This is a genomic window from Asticcacaulis aquaticus (genome assembly GCF_028550415.1).
Taxonomy (GTDB): domain Bacteria; phylum Pseudomonadota; class Alphaproteobacteria; order Caulobacterales; family Caulobacteraceae; genus Asticcacaulis; species Asticcacaulis aquaticus.
The window spans coordinates 53,267-70,095 of the sequence record NZ_JAQQKX010000009.1 but is presented as its reverse complement, the minus strand read 5'-3'; the positions used below and the strand labels follow the sequence as shown (position 1 = coordinate 70,095).

Genomic DNA, 16,829 nt, shown 5'->3' with positions numbered 1-16,829 from the left:
GGCCCCGTCGCGGTTTACGCGGCGGGGTTGTTTATTCCGAAATGGTATTCCGTAATCCAAGATGGAATATTTTATTCCGAGATGGTATAGTTTGTTCCAATAGGAGTTTGTTATGCCCGCCTTGTCACGTATCACATTCAAGCCTGATGTCATGGGCGGTAAAGCCTGTATTCGGGGTTTGCGAGTGACCGTTGGTACGCTGGTCGGGCAGATTGGTGCGGGTCGATCGGTGGACGAAATCCTGACAGATTATCCTTACCTTGAACGCGAAGATGTTATGGAAGCCTTGCTTTACGCGGCGTGGCGTTCCGAAGAGCGAGAGATCGACCTGATCCGCGCATGAAGTTTCTCATCGATATGAACCTGACGCCACGTTGGTGCGCTGTGCTACAGGCTGCTGGTCATGAAGCGTCACACTGGTCGCAGTTAGGTGCGATGGATGCACCAGATACTGAACTCATGGAATATGCTCACGGGCATAATCTTGTAGTCCTGACGCATGATCTTGATTTCAGCGCTATACTGGCGGCGACCAAGGGTCTCAAGCCGAGTGTCGTGCAAATCCGCGCTGACAATGTCAGTCCGGAGGTCATTGGCGCAGCGGTTATCGATGCGATTCGACAAGTGCAATTGGATTTGGAAGCTGGCGCGTTGTTGACCATAGATACACAACGTTCACGGTTGCGCCTTTTACCGCTTACCTAATCACCAACCCAAAACCGCATCCCCGCGCAGGATCGTTTCGACCTCTGGTGTGTGTTTGCGCTCGCCGTCGTCGTGCAGGATCAGCGGTGGCAGGAGCCGCAACGGGGCCTTGCCCAACCGTTTGGCGCGGATAAGGACGCGCTTGGCGTCCTTATCGATAAACGGCTGGATCGGGCGGATGATAAACGAACCGCATTTGTTCAAACCGCTAAGGATATCCCCCAGCCGGTCGGCGCGGTGGACGAAGACGATCTCGCCGCCGTCCTTCACTGCCGCCTGCGCGAAGTCGAGCCACGCGGCCAGGCCGTCGTCGGCGATCCACGCCGGGCGTTTCAGTTCATGCGGCGCGCGGAGGGTGTCGGGATCGTCGAAATAGGGCGGGTTGCTCAGAACCATATCGAAGCGCGGCAGGTCGAAGCTTTTGTATCCCCTGCCAATATCGCCATTGATGGCGCTGTGTCCGCCGCCGTTGGCCGCGATATTGGTTTCGGTCAGGGCAAAGGTCGGCGCGTCGCGCTCGATGCCTGTGGCCATCACCTGCGGGCAACGCGCCGCCAGCGACAAAAACACCCCGCCGACGCCACAGCCCAGTTCTAATACGCTCACGGCTACTTCGCTACGCTCAGGCCTCCGCGAGGGCGGCGAAGTGTCGCCGGGGCCCGCTTGGGCCCTGTTGGAGTATGGTGCCTCATTTCTTTCGCGTGATTTTTTTTCTGCGATGATCCCCGCCGCGCCCGCCGCCAATAGTGCGCCATCCATGCCGATGCGGTAGCCTTTGGCGGGCTGATGCAGCCGGACGCGACCGCCCAGCAGGGTGGTTTCGACGACTTCGGGGAAGGGAGGGGGAGTAAGGCTGTGCATAGAGGGTGATGTAACGGCAACTTTTACCGCGATATACCACAAAGTCTTAACGCGGGCATGGACTAAGGCGAAAAGCGGGTTTAAGTGGGGAAATCATGTGTTTGTACCGCCGGAGCAGGTAGCCTTGGATACGGCCAATATCGAAAAAACCCGTTATGCAGAAACGTCTTCTAAAGCAGACGTCAACGCGCTCGTGCGCCTGTGCGAAGCGGATATGGCCTCGGTCAACGCCACCATCACCGAACGGATGCAAAGCGACGTCTCGATCATTCCGGCGCTGGCCGAGCACCTGATCAGCGCCGGCGGCAAACGTTTGCGCCCGCTGCTTTGTGTGGCGGCGGCGCGCATCGCCGGGACGACCAATGCGCACCATCACAAGCTGTCCGCCGCCGTCGAGTTCATCCACACCGCCACGCTTCTGCACGATGACGTGGTCGATTCCAGCCAGTTGCGCCGCGGCAAGGTCGCCGCCCACCTGATCTGGGGCGCGCCGTCCTCGGTACTGGTCGGCGACTTCCTGTTCGCCCGGGCGTTTGAACTGATGGTCGAAACCGACTCGCTTCAGGCGCTGGGAATCCTGTCGAAAGCCGCGGGCGTCATCGCCGAGGGCGAGGTGCTGCAATTGATGAAGGCCTACGATGTCGGCCTGTCGGAAGCCATCTATATCGACATCATTTCGGCCAAGACGGCGGCCTTGTTTGCGGCGGCGTCCGAGAGCGGCGCGGTGGCGGCGGGGGCTTCAGTTGAGAAGCAGAAAGCCTTGCGCGATTACGGCATGAACCTCGGCCTGGCCTTCCAGATTCAGGACGATGCGCTCGATTACGGCGGCACGGCAGCATCGCTGGGCAAGAACGCCGGTGACGACTTCGCGGAAGGTAAGGCGACCTTGCCGCTGATCCTCGCCATCGCCGCGACGGGCGAGGCGGAAAAAGACTTCTGGCACCGCACGGTAAGCTTGCGTCAGCAGCAGGAGGGCGATTTCGCCCGTGCGCAGGCTCTGATGATCGAGTCCGGTGCCATGGCCCAGACGATCGATCGCGCGAAGGTCTATGCCCGCAAGGCTAAGGATGCCTTGAAGGTATTCGGGGCCAGCGAGTGGAAAGCGGCGCTGGAAGCTCTGGCCGATTACAGCGTCGAACGCACGAAGTAAGCCAACAAAATCTACCTCCCTGCGCTTGCGCGGGGAGGGGGACCATTTGCGGAGCAAATGGTGGTGGGGTGTCTTTCTGAGTTTCAACAAACTCGGTTTTAAGAAAGCAAGAACCCCCACCACCACATCTCAATCGCTTCGCGATCTCGTGCGGTCCCCCTCCTCGGCATAGCCGGGGAGGTATGTTTAAAGCCCTTCCATATCCGGGGTTTGCCAGCCCAGATGCTGGCCGGAATCGACGCAGATCATCTGCCCCGTGACCGAGCGCGCCTGCGCCAGATAGACCACGGCGTCGGCGATCTCGTCCGGCGTCACGCGCGTTTGCAGCAGGGTCGAGGCGGCCTCAAGCTCGAACGCTTCGGCGCTTTGGTGGATCGACGGCAGGGTCGGGCCGGGGCCGACGGCATTGACGCGGATGCGCGGCGCCAGTTCCTGCGCCAGAGTCCGCGTGGCGTGCCACAGGCCGGCCTTGGACAATCCATAGGAAAAGAACGGCGGCGAGGGCTTCAATACCCGTTGATCGATCAGATTGATGACGGCCGCCCCATCGGGAACATCGCCTTGCGCGGCAAAGGCCTGCGCCAGCAGCACCGGGGCCAGCAGGTTGGTCCGCATGTGCTTATCCCAGCACGCGACGGTCATCGAGCCCAGCCGGTCATCGAAAAACACCGACGCATTGTTGACGAGCAGGCTCAGGGACCCAAACGCGCTGACGGCGGCGGGAACGAGGGATTTAACGCTGTCAGGTTCGGACAGGTCGGCTTGCAGGGCTTCGGCGCGCACGCCCAGCGCCCGGAGTTCGCGCACCAGGTCGTATGCGGCGGCGTCCGACGTACCGTAATGCACGCCGATAGCGTAGCCCTGACGCGCCAGAGCAAAGGCGACGGCGCGGCCGATACGCTTGGCCGCACCCGTAACGAGCGCCGTTTTAGTCAATGCGGCCGAAGTCGATAAAGTTGATCAGGGCGACGACGCCGAGGAAACCCAGCATGATTGCGATGGCCAGCATGGAAAAGCGCTCCGAGAATAAATCTGTCTTACGTGCTTAACCCTGTGCGGATCGCAACTCAAGAGGCGCTGCCGGATTAAAATCGTGCGCACGACAACTGTGACTTGAGAAATGGCGGCGCAGCGTTCATTCTAAAGACATGGAAGACTGGAAACGCCTTGTCGAGCCCTATACGCGGCCTCTGTTCTTTGCGCATTCGCGCATGACGCGCGGCAAGACGCTGGGGGTGCGCGGTATGGTCATCGAAGACAATGCGCGGGTGCTTCTGGTCGAACACACCTATCTCGAAGGCTGGTGGCTGCCCGGTGGCGGCGTGGATGCCATGGAAACCACCGGTGATGCGGTGATGCGCGAACTGCGCGAAGAGGCCGGTATCACGGTGCTTGAGCCGCCGAAACTGATCTCGATCCATTCGAACGAGCGCTTTTTTCCGGGCGACCACGTGCTGATCTATCGCATCGACCGCTTCGAAAAGGGCGAACTCACGTCGCACGGGGAAATCAAGAACGCCGCCTTTTTCGACTTCGACGCCTTGCCCGACAATATCAACGGGGGGTCTCTGCGGCGGATACAGGAAGTGACCCAAGGGTTTCCCCCAGATCCTTTGTGGTAGGGGCCTTTTTCCGCCCGATCACGGCACGCAGCCAGTTGCGCGACGGTTTTTCAAACCCGTGGTGCGCCAGCGCCGACAGGGCGATCGTCACCGCGATCGAGGCCCACAGCCAGTGGACGCGCTCGCCCGGCAGGGCCAGACCGAACTTCGGCAGCGTGCGATAGATGCCGAACAGCACGACATCGTGGATCAGATAGATCGCGTAGGACCACAGGCCGAGCCAGTAGGCGACGCCGCTGCCCAAAGCCTTGGCGACCGGGCCTTCGTCGGTTGACAGGGCCATCACCAGCAGGGCGAATAGGCCGACAAGGATCAGGTCCGACGGACGCCACGCCAGAAGCACAAGCGACAGGCCGAGGATCAGCAGAGCGGCGCGCGACGGGATGAGGGCGCGGAAACGGAAGGCAACCATGCCGATGAAGAAGCTCAGCAGGCAGCGCAGCATGGTGCCGGACGCATAGGAGGCGGCGATATCGAGCGGGCCGGTGCGGCGCGGACCTTGCCCGAACCACAGCGGCCCGTAAGCGACCAGCGCCAGCAGGGCGGCGGCCCCGGCGGCGGCCAGCAGGGCCTTTTGCCATGTGGGCTTGAGCGCGGCCATGACCATCAGCGGAAACAGCAGATAGGCCGCCCATTCGGTCGAAATCGACCACGACGGGCGGACGATGGAATTGGCCAGCCCCCAGGCCTGAGTCATGGTCAGATTGGGCAGGATCGCGTGGCCGAGGTCTTCGAAATAGTAGCGCGTCCCCAGAACCGTCGGGATCAGCAGGGCGGTGATCACCGTCATCAGGGCGAACAGCGGCCAGACGCGCGCGACGCGCAGGAGGATGAACCTGCCGAACGCCTTCGCTTCGAACTTGCCCTCGAACATCCGACCATAGGTCATGGCCATGACGAAACCCGACAGGACGAAGAACAGGTCGACCGAGACATAGCCGTGCTTGATGTAATGCTGCCACGGCTCGGGGAAGCGGAAATAGCCGGTGGCGTGATAGAGCACGACATAGAGCGCCGCCACGCCGCGCAGACCCGTCAGGGCGCGGATTTCACCGGATTTGGCAGCAACGGGGACGGCGGAGTCCGGCATGGAACGCGACACTTTTTATGAGAACCGGGTGGAGGGAGGTTCGTCTCCCATAGGTCATTCGTGACCGTGGGCCAACAAAATTGTGACAACGGAACGTTACAGGCGCGGTGAAAGCGGTTAGACTGTGGCATGGATATCGATACGCCTTCCAATGCCGAACGGCTCGGCCAGACCTATTTTTTCGCCTTTATCGACGACGACCTGGGTTGGGACGACGTGCTGGCGGCGACCGAGGCGCACCTGATCCGCGACCCGCGCAATCGCTATGCCCTGCACAATCGGGCGCAGGCCTTGTTTGCCCGTGACCGTTTTGCCGAGGCCGAGCAGCATTACCGGGCTGGTCTGGCCGAGGGGGCTGACGATTCTCTGCCGTTCTATGCCTTCGGTCAGTTTCTCTCGCTGCGCAAACGCCCGGCGGAGGCGGCGGAGATGTTCCGTGAGGCCCTGCGTTTTGAGCCGGAGGATGCGCCCCTGTGGCGGTGTCTGGCCTATGCCCTTGGTGAGGCTTGGCGGTTTCCCTCGGCGGTCGCGGCCTTTACGCGCGCCATAGAGCTTGAGCCGGATTTCGCGCGCACCGTTTTGGACCGGGGCTGGGCGCGTGCCCTGACCGGCGATATGATCGGTGCGGTGAGGGATTGGCGCAGGGCTGCAAGCTTAAGGAAAGATAGCCGGTAAAGACGGTCGCCCAGCCACTATATCGACTGGATGCTGGCTCTGTGCAGGTCATTCGTGGCCGTGGGCCAACAAAATTGTGACAACCCAATATTACGGGCAAATATTACGAACGAGCCGTGGCTAAAATTCGCGTGTGAAACCGAACTCCATACGCGTCCGGTCGTAGGTATAGATGTTGATGGTGGACCGATTGCGCGACGTGGACATCGACACGAACGGATGCGCGCCCCAGATAAACCAGTCGCGCTTAGATAGGCGCAATTCGAGCGAGGCTTCGCGATCTTCGCGCCGCGTGCCGAAGGCGATGGCTGCGACGTCATAGCGACGCAGGCCGGTCGATGCCTCGGCGTAGATGAACGTCGCATGCGGACCCTGAAACAGGCGTCCGAGACTGATGTGCCCCTGCGTGTAGGCTTCCGTCGACGATTCGGCCTCGCGTCGGACGGCAACGGCACCCAGCCGCCAAAGAGACGAGGTGCCGAGATACCGCGTACGGGCCCCTTCGATACTGAACAGGCGACCGTTGCGTGCGGGATTAACCTTAGCATCGATACCTTCGGCGTTGAACGCTCCGGTCCAGCGGGTGTTATTGCCGTAAGTGTCGCCTTCCAGGCCGAAGCCCTGAGCATCTTCCCAAACGGCGCCGCCGTACCAGCGGCGACTCTGTTTGACCTGAACCGACACCGTGGTTGTGGGGCCCAGTCGCCATTGCGGACCGGCGCGCAGGGATAGGTATTGAAGATCTGACTCCTCACCCGGCACGTCGGTCAGGCTTCCGATGGCGCTCAGACGCACGGCAAGGGTGGGCGACAGTTGCACGGTGCGATCGACGCCGCCAAAGGCATTGACCGATACGCCGCTGCGCCGGCGAGCATCGTCGCTCAGGGCGAAGGGCAGGCCGAACAGGTCGACACGCGTGGCATCGGTCGCGGAGTTGAGATTGGAGTCTGGTGCGACCGAGCCGCCGACCCAGAACCGCCACCGTTTGCGCCCGTCGATCTGCGTCAGCCGCGCCAATGCCGCCTGACGCCGGGTTTCGTCGAGATCGCCCGCGACAGCCAACCGGTAGGCGAAGGCCGCGGGCTGATCCTGGCGGGCGCGAAAATGGATTTCGCCGAGTTGAAAGCGGGCCGTGGCGTCGTCCGGGTGCACCGACAGATAGGCTTCGCTTAAGGCCTGAGCTTCACGGTCGCGGTCGAGAAACATCAACAACTGAATGCGAAGCTTCTGACCTTCTGGCCGGGCGGCGATATCGGGGCGCGCATCGAGCCAGTCGAGCGCACCGGCATAGTCGTTTGCCCGCAACCGCCGCATCAGTTCGTCGGCAAAAGCCTTTTCGTCGGCAGACGCGACCGCCGACGAGGTCTGTGTTGTCTGTGCCTCGACCGGTATGGCCGCTACGCCCGCCACCAAGGCGAGCGCAATGCCGAAATATTCTGACCTCAAGGCTTGGGACCCAGCACCGCGCCGCCAGACATGAACGAACCGGTGACCGGCACCCCCAGCTTGTAAGTCAGTCCCGCTGCTGCTGGTGGCTTATCCTTCGGGCCGAAGAACGCGCCCTCGACCTGACCGGTGATTCCCAGCCCGCCGGCGCTACCTGGAAAGGCACTGAAGGCCGTGCCGCTGAAGGTTGCCGTACCGCTGTTAATGTCGGCTGAATAGAGAAAGTCGAGCTTTTCCGGTCGCGTGACCAGATTCCCGCTGCCGTTCATTAATTTGAAGTTCGAGGCCAGGCCGGTGACCTTGCCGGTGCCGAAATTTGCCGTCATGTCGATGGCGCTGGCTGTATCGAACACCTCGCCGGTGGTGGTGACATAGATGCCGCGAGTCTGACCGACATAGGTAGCGCTGCCGGTGGTGGGCATGTCCTTGGCGTCGGTCAGGCGACCGAAGGTTATGAAGCCGAGTTCCGCGCCGGTGCTGCCGACTTCGCGACTGAATGCCGCCAGTTGCACGTAGTCCGCCGCCCCCGCTAGTGCGGAGTCGAGGTCGACGAGGAAAAAGCTATCGGTCGATCCGTCGGCCAGAAGCGCAACTTTCAGCGTCCCCAGCACATTGGTCACCGGCACCAGAACGCTGAAATTGCGCTCATAGCTGTTGCCGCCGATCATGTAGCGCACACTGTAGACGTCGTCGGATTCCGAGGCGCTGCTGCCCGGATCGATCATGACGTGGACCATGTTTGAGAGGTTGTCGATACGCGTTCCCGCAATAGGCGTCGCCGAACCCGGATTGGCGTTGCGCACCTGAATCAGGGTCGAGGGGCCGTTGAAATAGGTCTTCCCGGTCAGGCACTTCGACTTGGCGCAGGTAGCGTCGGAACCTGGAACGGGTGTGCCAGGCAGTGGCGGTGGCGGCGGAGACGGCGGTGGTGGTGGCGGAGGCGGAGGTGACACGGGCGGCGTTGCCGTCGGTGGCGGTGGCGGCAGGGGTGCCGCTGCGCTGGCAGCTCCGCCGACGGCAACGCCCGTGAGGGTCAGCTGATAGGTCGCCGAGGTCAGGTAATAGCTGAGCCCGACCTCGTCCGGCTTTTGCCCGGAAGGACCATAGAAACTGCCGTAGACATTGCCGACCAGCGCGCTGCCCGACTGACGGGCTAGCGCCGAGCCGGTGAACCTGCCATTGCTGTTGTTCAGCGACCCCGTAAACAGGAAATCGAGCACGATCGGCGTCGAAGACGACGTCACGAAATCGACGATGCCGCCTTCCAGAACGCCGGTTCCGAAATTGACATCCATGCGCAGACGACCCTGAGCGGTGCCGCCGCTGGTCGGCGTGCCATAGGTACCGAAGGCCGTCCCGGCATACAGGGCTGTACCCGTCTGCATGGCTGGGCTGAAAACGCCCGTCTCGCGACCGGCGATCCCATATATCTGCGTCATGGTGTTCGACAGCATATAGGGCAGGACGTAATCCAGGCTGCCGGATTCCGACGTAGTGGCGTAGATAAGGTTTACCGTCGCCGGGCAGTTGACCGGGTTGAGGCAGCTCAGGCGTTTGGTGGGAAAGCCGAAAACCGTGATCGATTCCCCTGCGCCGCCGACCTCGAAATCGTAGGTCTGGCCGTTGAGCTTATAGAGGACGCGATAGGTCTCGTCGCCGGCTGTCCCGGCGCTGCCCGCGGTCATCGTAATTGTCGCGTTTGCATTGAGATCATCGGCCTTGAATGCCGATGCCAGGGCGTTCACCGTGAAGGCCGTCGCCCCAGTCAGAGTCAGAGGCGTGCCTAAGCAGGCAATAGCAGCGGGTTTGGTCGCACAGTCGTTGCTACCGATACCCGCTGGCGGCGGAGGAGGAGGTGGTGGTGGAGGTGGAGGTGGAGGTGGAGGTGGAGGTGGAGGTGGAGGCGGTGGTGGGGATGGCAGAGGCGTATAGACGTCACCGCCACCGCCTCCACCTCCGCCGCCGCAGGCAGACAAACTTGCGCCGACCATCAGCATGGCCGTCGCCAGCAAATATGTTCTGGATTTCATTCCCCCGCCCCCTCTACGCAGGCGATCTACCCAGACCGCCGGAAAACAGCTCTAAATGGCATATGGAAAAGCGACTTACAATTTATATGTGCGAAATATTTTGAATATGAAATGACTCTCGGCGCGTAATTTTTACTGTAGGGCGGCTTGTATCGTGACACGGCTAAGGGCATTTATGCGAACATAAAGTGTACATTGAGGCCTGACTCGTTGACAGAAGACCAGCCCATACCGGATACGGAAGCGATACTGACCGGCGCGGCCCTGATCCTGCGTGAGGCGCGGCTGGCCGAGGACAAGCCCGGCGTCTATCGCATGATCGGCGAAAACGACGAGGTGCTCTATGTCGGCAAGGCCAAGTCGCTGAAAAAACGCATCCTGCAATATGCGCAGGGCCGCGTGCACGCCCAGCGCATCGCACGGATGGTCTATCTGACGCGGTCGATGGTCATTGTGCGCACCCGCACCGAGGGCGAGGCCCTGCTTTTGGAGGCGCGCCTGATCAAGGCGCTCAAGCCGCGGTACAATGTGCTTTTGCGCGACGACAAGTCCTTTGCCGAGATTCTGGTGCGCAAGGACCACGAGGCGGCGCAGATCACTAAGCACCGCGGTGCCCATTCGATCAAGGGCGAATATTACGGACCGTTCGCCTCGACTCAGGCGGTCAACCGCACGCTCGATACGCTGCAACGGGCGTTTCTGCTGAGGACCTGCACCGACAGCGTCTATGCCGCGCGCACCCGGCCGTGCATGCTGCACCAGATCCGCCGCTGTTCCGCGCCGTGCACCGGGGTAATCGGCCTTGAGGACTATAACGGGCTGGTCGGGCAGGCGCAGGACTTCCTCCGGGGCCGCTCGCGTGTCGTTATCGACGATCTGACGCAGCAGATGATGCGCGCTTCGGACGATATGGATTTCGAAAAGGCCGCTTTCCTGCGCGATCGGGTGCGCGCGCTCAACCATATCACCATGTCGTCCTCGATCGGGCTGGGCGAAGCCGAGGCTGACGTCTTCGCCGTGGTCTCGGAGGGTGGCTCGGCCTGCGTCCAGGCGGTGTTCTACCGGGCGGGCCAGAACTGGGGCGACCGCGCCTATTTCCCGCGCGTGCCCGATAGCGGTGAGGAAGCCGACAGCGGTGAGGGCGAAATCCTCGACGCGTTTCTGGGGCAGTTCTATCAGGACCGCCCGGTGCCGAAGCTGATCCTCGTGTCGCACCCGTTGTCGGAGCCCGACCTGATGATGGAGGCGTTATCCCTGCGCGCCGACCGCAAGGTCGAGATCCATACGCCCAAGCGCGGCGAAAAGGCCGATGTCGTGGCCCACGCCCTCAATAATGCCAGGTCGGCCTTGGGGCGGCGCATGGCCGAGCATTCGGCCCAGACCCGGCTGCTCAAAGGTGTGGCGGATATCTTCGAGCTGCCCGCGCCGCCGGAGCGCATCGAGGTCTATGACAACTCGCACCTAGGCGGCACCCATGCCGTCGGCGGCATGGTTGTGGCCGGGCCTGACGGCTTCATGAAGGGCCAGTACCGCAAGTTCACCATCAAGGACCTCGACAAGATCAATAGTGGCGACGACTACGCCATGATGCGCGAGGTGTTTCGCCGCCGGTTCCTGCGGTTGAAGAATCGCTCGGATACCGCCACCGACGAAGAGGGTTTCGGGCGGCCCGATCTGGTGCTGGTCGACGGCGGGCAGGGGCAGCTTGACGCCGTGCTGGAGGTCATGCGCGAGCTGGGCATGGAAGATATAAAGATCGTCGGTGTGGCCAAGGGGCCGGACCGCGACGCGGGGATGGAGCGTTTTTTCATGCCGGGACGCGCGCCCTTCATGATGGAGCCGAAGTCGCCGGTGCTTTATTATCTGCAACGCCTGCGCGACGAGGCCCACCGCTACGCCATCGGCGCCAACCGGCAAAAGCGCGACGCGGCGATCACCAAGAACCCGCTCGACGAAATCGAAGGCATCGGCCCGCGCAAGAAGCGGGCTTTGCTGGCCGCGTTCGGCTCAGGCCGCGAGGTCGGCAAGGCGCAGATCGAGGACCTGCGCAAGGTCGAGGGTATCAACGAGGCGCTGGCTCAGCGCATATACGACTTCTTTCATGGGTAACCTGAGTTGAAAATGGTATAGTTTTTATGCTAAAATAACCCATGTCATTCGAATATGATCCGGCCAAGAGCACGGCCAATCTGATCAAGCACGGTATCGATTTCGATGCAGCGCAAGCTTTGTGGCTTGATGAGCGCTATGTCGAAGCCCCCGCCCTGACCAGTGACGAGCCACGGTTTCTGGTGATTGGGAAAATCACTGGCAAACACTGGTCGGCGGTATGCGCACGGCGCGGTGAAGTCATTCGGATCATTTCGGTGCGGCGCGCCCGCAAACAGGAGATAAACTATTATGAAGGCGCATGAATTCGACACAAAATTCGATGACGGTGACGACATCGACGCTCAGATCGACTGGTCGGCGGCACGGCGTCCCAATCTGGAATCGCGCCGGGTTAATGTCGATTTTCCGGCTTGGGTCGTGGAAGGCCTCGACCGGCAGGCGCAGCGTCTGGGTGTTACGCGGCAATCGCTCATCAAGCTGTGGATCGCCGAGCGGTTGGGCTAAGACGACATCTTCCCTTTATGGGATAAACGCATTTTGCCTTTGAGATTTGGCGGTAAAAGTGCCAAACAGGCGCAGCCTCGAACGGGGCGTGCCTTAAGGAGCGATCCGTCATGACCAGCGAGAACGTCAACCCGATACCCAACATACTAACCAGCCTGCGTCTGCTGCTGGGCATTGTCATGTTTCTGCTCATGGCGGTTTCAGGTGACGCGGTCCCGTTGATTTCGGTCATGCCCGACATGATCTTCGGTCTTCAGCGCTGGGCCTTCGCACTGTTTGTCATTGCGGCGTCGACCGATTTTCTCGACGGCTATCTGGCGCGCCGGCTCAATGCCGTTTCGAAGTGGGGCTCCATCCTCGACCCTATCGCCGACAAGATTCTCGTCTGCGGCACCATTCTGGGCCTGTTCGCCATGCACAAGGGCGACCCGATTTTCGTCCTGCCGGGCGCGATCATCCTGTTCCGCGAATTTGCCGTATCGTCGCTGCGCGAATCGGTCGCCGGACGCGGCATATCCCTGCCAGTGACCCTGTTGTCCAAGTGGAAGACGACGCTCCAGATGGTGGCGCTGGGGGCGCTTCTGCTCACCGAAAGCTGGGCCGCCTTCAAGCTGACGGACCTTATGCCGCTCTGGTACGACCCCTTCTTTGTCGGTGCCTATATCGCCCTGTGGCTGGCGGCGGTGATTTCCGTATGGACCGGAGCGGCATACTTCATCGGCACCAAGCACCAACTCTAAAAAGCCTTCAATTTGGCGATCTGGTTCGTCGCCGTCGCTTGCAGGTACTTATGTACCTGCGGCTCTAGGCTCCTGCCATCTCATCCAAATTGAAGGCTTTTTGCTTGGGTGCGCGCGAAAGATTTAATTTTGGTCGCGTCGGTTCGCGAATCTGGCGAAAGGTTAACGGCGGCGGCCAAATCCCAACACTTCATTAACCATAGTTTGTGAGGATGCGGCATCCCTTACGTCTGTGGCCATGCCACGCCTGATCGAGTGTACCCGGCATAATGGCCAAGAAAGAAAAACCCGCAAAGGAAGCCGAAGCCCCGCCCGCCGAAGGTGCGGAAGGCGAAGCCCCGAAGAAAAAAGGCCCGCCGATCCTGATCATCGCCATCGCGGCGGGGGTTCTGGTGCTGGGCGGCGGCGGGGCCGCGGCCTATTTCCTGTTCCTCAAGCCCAAACCCGCCGCCGAGGCCGGTGCGCACGGCGAAGAGGCCAAGGACGGCCACGGCGAAAAGAAAAAAGACGACGGCCACGGCAAGAAGAAGGAAGAGAAGGGCGGTCATGGCGGCGGCGGCGAAAAGGTCGACCCCAAGACCCAGCCGGTGATCGCCGAAGGCCCGGACGGTATCACCTATTTCACCCTGCCGGACACCCTGTCCAATATCCAGAGCACGACCGGCAAGGCGACCTATCTCAAGCTGAAACTGACCTTCGAGGTCGCCGACCATGAAACGGTCGAACTTCTGACCGAAAGTCTGCCGCGCATCGACGACGTGCTTCAGGGTTTCCTGCGTGAACTGCGTCCAGAGGACGTTGCGGGTTCGCAGGGCAATTACCAGCTGCGTCTGGAAATCCTGCGCCGCGTCAACCTCGTTCTGGCTCCGCACAAGATCAATGCGGTGCTGATCGAGGAAATGCTGATCACCTGATCCGGTTCTATTCAACCCCACTGAGTGAGTAAACGAGTATATGGCTGACGTCGATCAGGAAGCTATGATGGCCCAGTGGGAGGCCGAACTTGCCGCCGAGGCCGAGGCCTCGACCGGTGGGGGCGGCGGAGGGGGCGGGGGCGACGGCGCGGGTGATCTGGCGGCCGAATGGGAAGCCATGGTCGGCGGCGGGGGCGGCGATGCGCGCTTTGCCGTGCCGACGGGCGCCGAACGCATCCTCAATCAGGACGAAATCGACAGCCTGCTGGGCTTCGACCTTTCCGAAGACGAATATAACGAGCGCTCGGGCATCCGGGCGATCATCAATTCGGCAATGGTCTCTTACGAGCGTCTGCCGATGCTCGAAATCGTCTTCGACCGCCTTGTGCGCCTGATGACGACGTCTCTGCGGAACTTTACGTCGGACAACGTCGAAGTGTCGCTCGACAATATTTCCTCGATCCGTTTCGGCGACTATCTGAACTCGATCCCGCTGCCGGCGATTCTGGCGGTGTTTCGTGCCGAGGAACTGGATAATTACGGCCTGCTGACGGTCGATTCCAACCTGATCTATTCGATCGTCGACGTGCTGCTGGGCGGGCGTCGCGGCACGGCAGCCCTGCGTATCGAAGGCCGCCCCTATACAACGATCGAGCGCGTGCTGGTGCAGCGGATGGTCGAGGTCGTGCTCAACGACGCCAAGATGGCGTTCGAGCCCCTGACGCCGGTCAATTTCAACCTCGACCGCCTTGAGACCAATCCGCGCTTCGCCGCCATCGCACGTCCGGCCAATGCGGCGATTCTGGTCAAGCTGCGCATCGACATGGAAGACCGCGGGGGGCGCGTCGAGCTGCTGCTGCCCTATGCGACGCTGGAGCCGATCCGCAAGATGCTGCTTCAGCAGTTCATGGGTGAAAAGTTCGGCCGCGATAATATCTGGGAAAGCCACCTGGCCACGGAACTGTGGACGACTCAGATGGAAGTGCGCGCCGTGCTCGACGAACAGCAATTGCCGCTGTCTCAGGTCTTGAACTTGAAGGTGGGTGAGACCATCGTGCTCAATGCCAATGCTGATTCTCCGGTCCAGCTGCGTTGCGGGAATATTCCGCTGACGCAAGGAAGGATGGGGCGCAAGGGCCACAATATCGCCGTCCGGGTCGATCAGCCCCTGGCGGCGTCCACCAAGCGTCGATTGACCCAGTTCAAGAAGAAATAATGACCGCTGCCGGTCTGATCATGGATGTCGTGCTGATGGGGCTGCTGCTGGCCGCCCTGTGGTTCGGCGTGCGCCTGAACGGTCGGTTGAAAAACCTGCGCAACGGACAGGAAAGCTTCATCAAGGCGGTGGGCGAGCTGGATCAGGCGGCGATCAAGGCGCATGCGTCCTTGCGCGAACTGCACCACAATGCCGAAGAGTCGCAGGAGCTGCTGCACGGGCGGATCATGGCGGCACGCGACCTGCTCAACAAGCTGGAAAGCCAGATCAACCGCGCCGAACGGGCGCAGCGCGATCTGGAAAGCGGGATTGCCACCGCACGGGTCGAGCCTGTGGAGGTTGTCGAAGAGCCACCGCTGCGGGTGCAGACCCAACAACGCGAAACGCAACAGCGTGAGGCCCAACAGCGCGAAGAATGGTCCCGCGTTCGGGGGGCTGAGGCGCGGCAAACCTATGCCGGGAACCGCCGTCCGGCCTTCGACGATGAGATCGAGGACGACGACCTGCCGCTGCCCGATTCGCGGCGGTTGCGCGATCTGAACGACAGGCTTTCGCGTCGGGAATCGGCGCCGAAGCGTGATGAGGAACAGGTTTCCGAATTCGGGCTGCAAGCTATTAACGAAATGTTGAGGGCCTTCGCCGATCCTGAGGGGACCGGTTCGTCGCGCCCATCCGCGCGTGACGATTTGCCAGAACGCAAGCCGGAGCCCGCACCGCGCCCCGCCAGCCCCCGCAGCCGTCAGCCGTCCGTGCTCGACGACGAACTGTTCGGCGGTAAGGCCGAGGACGCCGATCCGACCCCGCCGCGCCCGCTGTTCCGGCGCTTGCGTTAATTCGAGTAGTTAGAGTTTTATGGCCTATAATCTTCGCCTTTTGCCGCTGATCGCCGTCGCCGTGGGCGGCGTTATCGCCGTGCGCGCCGTAGGCTCGATCGAGGCCATGCCCGCCTTTCTGAAATCGGCCACGGCCTGGGCCGAAGGCGCGGAAAAGGCCAAACCCGAACCCAAGAAAGACGCCAAGGCAGACCCCAAGCCCGCCGGTGACGAAGGTGCCACGGAAGAGGCCGCCGACGCCGGTTCGGCTTCGGGCGACGACGCCCTGAGCATCCTCGACATGGCCTCGCCCGCCGCGGCGAAGGCGGCCCCCGTCTGCGCCACCTCGGTCGAGGATCTGGCCAAGCAGGCCGGGATGTCGCCGTCGGAATTGCAAGTTCTGCAAAGCCTCGCTCAACGCCGTGCCGAACTGGATGCGCGCGAAAAGCAGATCGCCACGCAGGAGCAACTGATCGCGACGGCCGAGGCCAAGCTCGACGGGCGCATCAAGCAACTGACCGACCTGAAAGGTCAGGTGCAGGGGCTGCTCGATGAGGCCAGCAAGACCGGCGACCAGGACGTCCTGCGCATGGTCAAGGTCTACGAATCGATGAAGCCGAAGGACGCCGCCAAGGTGTTCGAGACACTGAAAGACGATGTGCGCCTGCCAATTGCCTCGAAGATGAAGGAGCGCAATCTGGCCGCCGTTCTGGCTCAGATGACGCCCGACAAGGCGCGCGACCTGACAGAAAAGCTGGCGCAGCGCATGAAGAAGGCCGACGACCTGCAAAACAAGCTGGACAAGGCCACGGCCCCCGGTGCGGCCAATCAGGCGGCGAACGCGCCCAAGCCCGCCGCGAATACGCAAACCCCGCCGAAGAAGTAAAATCTTAATTCCTGTTACGCGGAAATTAACCCTAGTTTAAGCCGCATCGGGCCAAAGATAGTCGTG

General features: G+C 61.6%; 18 protein-coding genes. 13 read left to right on the top strand and 5 right to left on the bottom strand.

Features of this window, described 5'->3' with window-relative positions; genetic code table 11:
* Window positions 1-112: 112 nt before the first annotated feature.
* Together PQU92_RS11945 and PQU92_RS11940 are read left to right on the top strand one after the other, a co-directional pair.
* Entirely contained in the window at window positions 113-343 is a 231-nt protein-coding gene (locus tag PQU92_RS11945; protein ID WP_272748449.1) for a DUF433 domain-containing protein, read from the top strand.
* Window positions 340-705 (top strand): DUF5615 family PIN-like protein, encoded by a 366-nt coding sequence (locus PQU92_RS11940; RefSeq protein ID WP_272748448.1) that lies wholly within the window; start codon window positions 340-342, stop codon window positions 703-705. Before PQU92_RS11945 ends, PQU92_RS11940 begins: the two co-directional genes overlap by 4 nt.
* Here the strand turns inward: PQU92_RS11940 and PQU92_RS11935 are convergent, their stop codons facing one another.
* Window positions 706-1,566 (bottom strand): tRNA1(Val) (adenine(37)-N6)-methyltransferase, encoded by an 861-nt coding sequence (locus tag PQU92_RS11935; protein WP_272748447.1) that lies wholly within the window; start codon window positions 1,564-1,566, stop codon window positions 706-708. It lies immediately after the preceding gene.
* A gap of 124 nt (window positions 1,567-1,690) precedes the next feature.
* Here PQU92_RS11935 and PQU92_RS11930 point away from each other — a divergent pair, with 124 nt between their 5' ends.
* Complete coding sequence (locus PQU92_RS11930) at window positions 1,691-2,716, top strand: polyprenyl synthetase family protein (protein WP_272748554.1); 1,026 nt, start codon at window positions 1,691-1,693, stop codon at window positions 2,714-2,716.
* Window positions 2,717-2,902: 186 nt separating this feature from the next.
* Here PQU92_RS11930 and PQU92_RS11925 read toward each other — a convergent pair whose 3' ends face one another.
* Complete coding sequence (locus PQU92_RS11925; protein WP_272748446.1) at window positions 2,903-3,652, bottom strand: SDR family oxidoreductase; 750 nt, start codon at window positions 3,650-3,652, stop codon at window positions 2,903-2,905.
* Window positions 3,653-3,864: 212 nt separating this feature from the next.
* Between PQU92_RS11925 and PQU92_RS11920 the strand changes: the two genes are divergently transcribed.
* Window positions 3,865-4,338, top strand: coding sequence for an NUDIX domain-containing protein (locus PQU92_RS11920; protein WP_272748445.1), 474 nt, complete (start codon window positions 3,865-3,867; stop codon window positions 4,336-4,338).
* Here PQU92_RS11920 and PQU92_RS11915 read toward each other — a convergent pair.
* On the bottom strand, window positions 4,271-5,428 hold the full coding sequence (locus PQU92_RS11915) for an acyltransferase family protein (RefSeq protein ID WP_272748444.1): 1,158 nt from the start codon (window positions 5,426-5,428) through the stop codon (window positions 4,271-4,273). The genes PQU92_RS11920 and PQU92_RS11915 overlap by 68 nt on opposite strands.
* A gap of 129 nt (window positions 5,429-5,557) precedes the next feature.
* Here PQU92_RS11915 and PQU92_RS11910 point away from each other — a divergent pair, with 129 nt between their 5' ends.
* Window positions 5,558-6,103 (top strand): tetratricopeptide repeat protein, encoded by a 546-nt coding sequence (locus PQU92_RS11910; protein WP_272748443.1) that lies wholly within the window; start codon window positions 5,558-5,560, stop codon window positions 6,101-6,103.
* A 120-nt stretch (window positions 6,104-6,223) separates the two neighbouring features.
* Here the strand turns inward: PQU92_RS11910 and PQU92_RS11905 are convergent, their stop codons facing one another.
* Both PQU92_RS11905 and PQU92_RS11900 read right to left on the bottom strand, forming a co-directional pair.
* Complete coding sequence (locus PQU92_RS11905) at window positions 6,224-7,549, bottom strand: surface lipoprotein assembly modifier (RefSeq protein WP_272748442.1); 1,326 nt, start codon at window positions 7,547-7,549, stop codon at window positions 6,224-6,226.
* Entirely contained in the window at window positions 7,546-9,294 is a 1,749-nt protein-coding gene (locus PQU92_RS11900) for a HupA family protein (RefSeq protein WP_272748441.1), read from the bottom strand. The genes PQU92_RS11905 and PQU92_RS11900 overlap by 4 nt, the downstream gene beginning before the upstream one ends.
* A gap of 495 nt (window positions 9,295-9,789) precedes the next feature.
* On the opposite strand from PQU92_RS11900, the gene uvrC reads away from it, so the two are divergent.
* From uvrC to PQU92_RS11860, 8 genes are all read left to right on the top strand, one after another.
* The gene (uvrC, locus tag PQU92_RS11895; protein WP_438263821.1) at window positions 9,790-11,688 is read left to right on the top strand and encodes an excinuclease ABC subunit UvrC; all 1,899 of its coding nucleotides are present in this window, start codon (window positions 9,790-9,792) and stop codon (window positions 11,686-11,688) included.
* Between the two features lie 41 nt (window positions 11,689-11,729).
* Window positions 11,730-11,993 (top strand): BrnT family toxin, encoded by a 264-nt coding sequence (locus PQU92_RS11890; protein WP_272748440.1) that lies wholly within the window; start codon window positions 11,730-11,732, stop codon window positions 11,991-11,993.
* Window positions 11,980-12,195 carry a type II toxin-antitoxin system BrnA family antitoxin gene (gene brnA / locus PQU92_RS11885; protein WP_272748439.1) on the top strand — a complete coding sequence of 72 codons (216 nt, stop codon included), beginning with the start codon at window positions 11,980-11,982 and terminating at the stop codon, window positions 12,193-12,195. The genes PQU92_RS11890 and brnA overlap by 14 nt, the downstream gene beginning before the upstream one ends.
* A gap of 110 nt (window positions 12,196-12,305) precedes the next feature.
* Window positions 12,306-12,935 carry a CDP-diacylglycerol--glycerol-3-phosphate 3-phosphatidyltransferase gene (pgsA, locus tag PQU92_RS11880; RefSeq protein WP_272748438.1) on the top strand — a complete coding sequence of 210 codons (630 nt, stop codon included), beginning with the start codon at window positions 12,306-12,308 and terminating at the stop codon, window positions 12,933-12,935.
* 269 nt (window positions 12,936-13,204) lie between these two features.
* Window positions 13,205-13,849, top strand: coding sequence for a flagellar basal body-associated FliL family protein (locus PQU92_RS11875; RefSeq protein WP_272748437.1), 645 nt, complete (start codon window positions 13,205-13,207; stop codon window positions 13,847-13,849).
* Between the two features lie 40 nt (window positions 13,850-13,889).
* On the top strand, window positions 13,890-15,065 hold the full coding sequence (gene fliM, locus PQU92_RS11870) for a flagellar motor switch protein FliM (RefSeq protein WP_272748436.1): 1,176 nt from the start codon (window positions 13,890-13,892) through the stop codon (window positions 15,063-15,065).
* A complete protein-coding gene (locus tag PQU92_RS11865) occupies window positions 15,065-15,898 on the top strand; it encodes a DUF6468 domain-containing protein (protein ID WP_272748435.1) in 834 nt (277 codons plus the stop codon). Before fliM ends, PQU92_RS11865 begins: the two co-directional genes overlap by 1 nt.
* Window positions 15,899-15,917: 19 nt before the next feature.
* Window positions 15,918-16,763, top strand: coding sequence for a MotE family protein (locus PQU92_RS11860; protein ID WP_272748434.1), 846 nt, complete (start codon window positions 15,918-15,920; stop codon window positions 16,761-16,763).
* Window positions 16,764-16,829 lie beyond the last annotated feature (66 nt).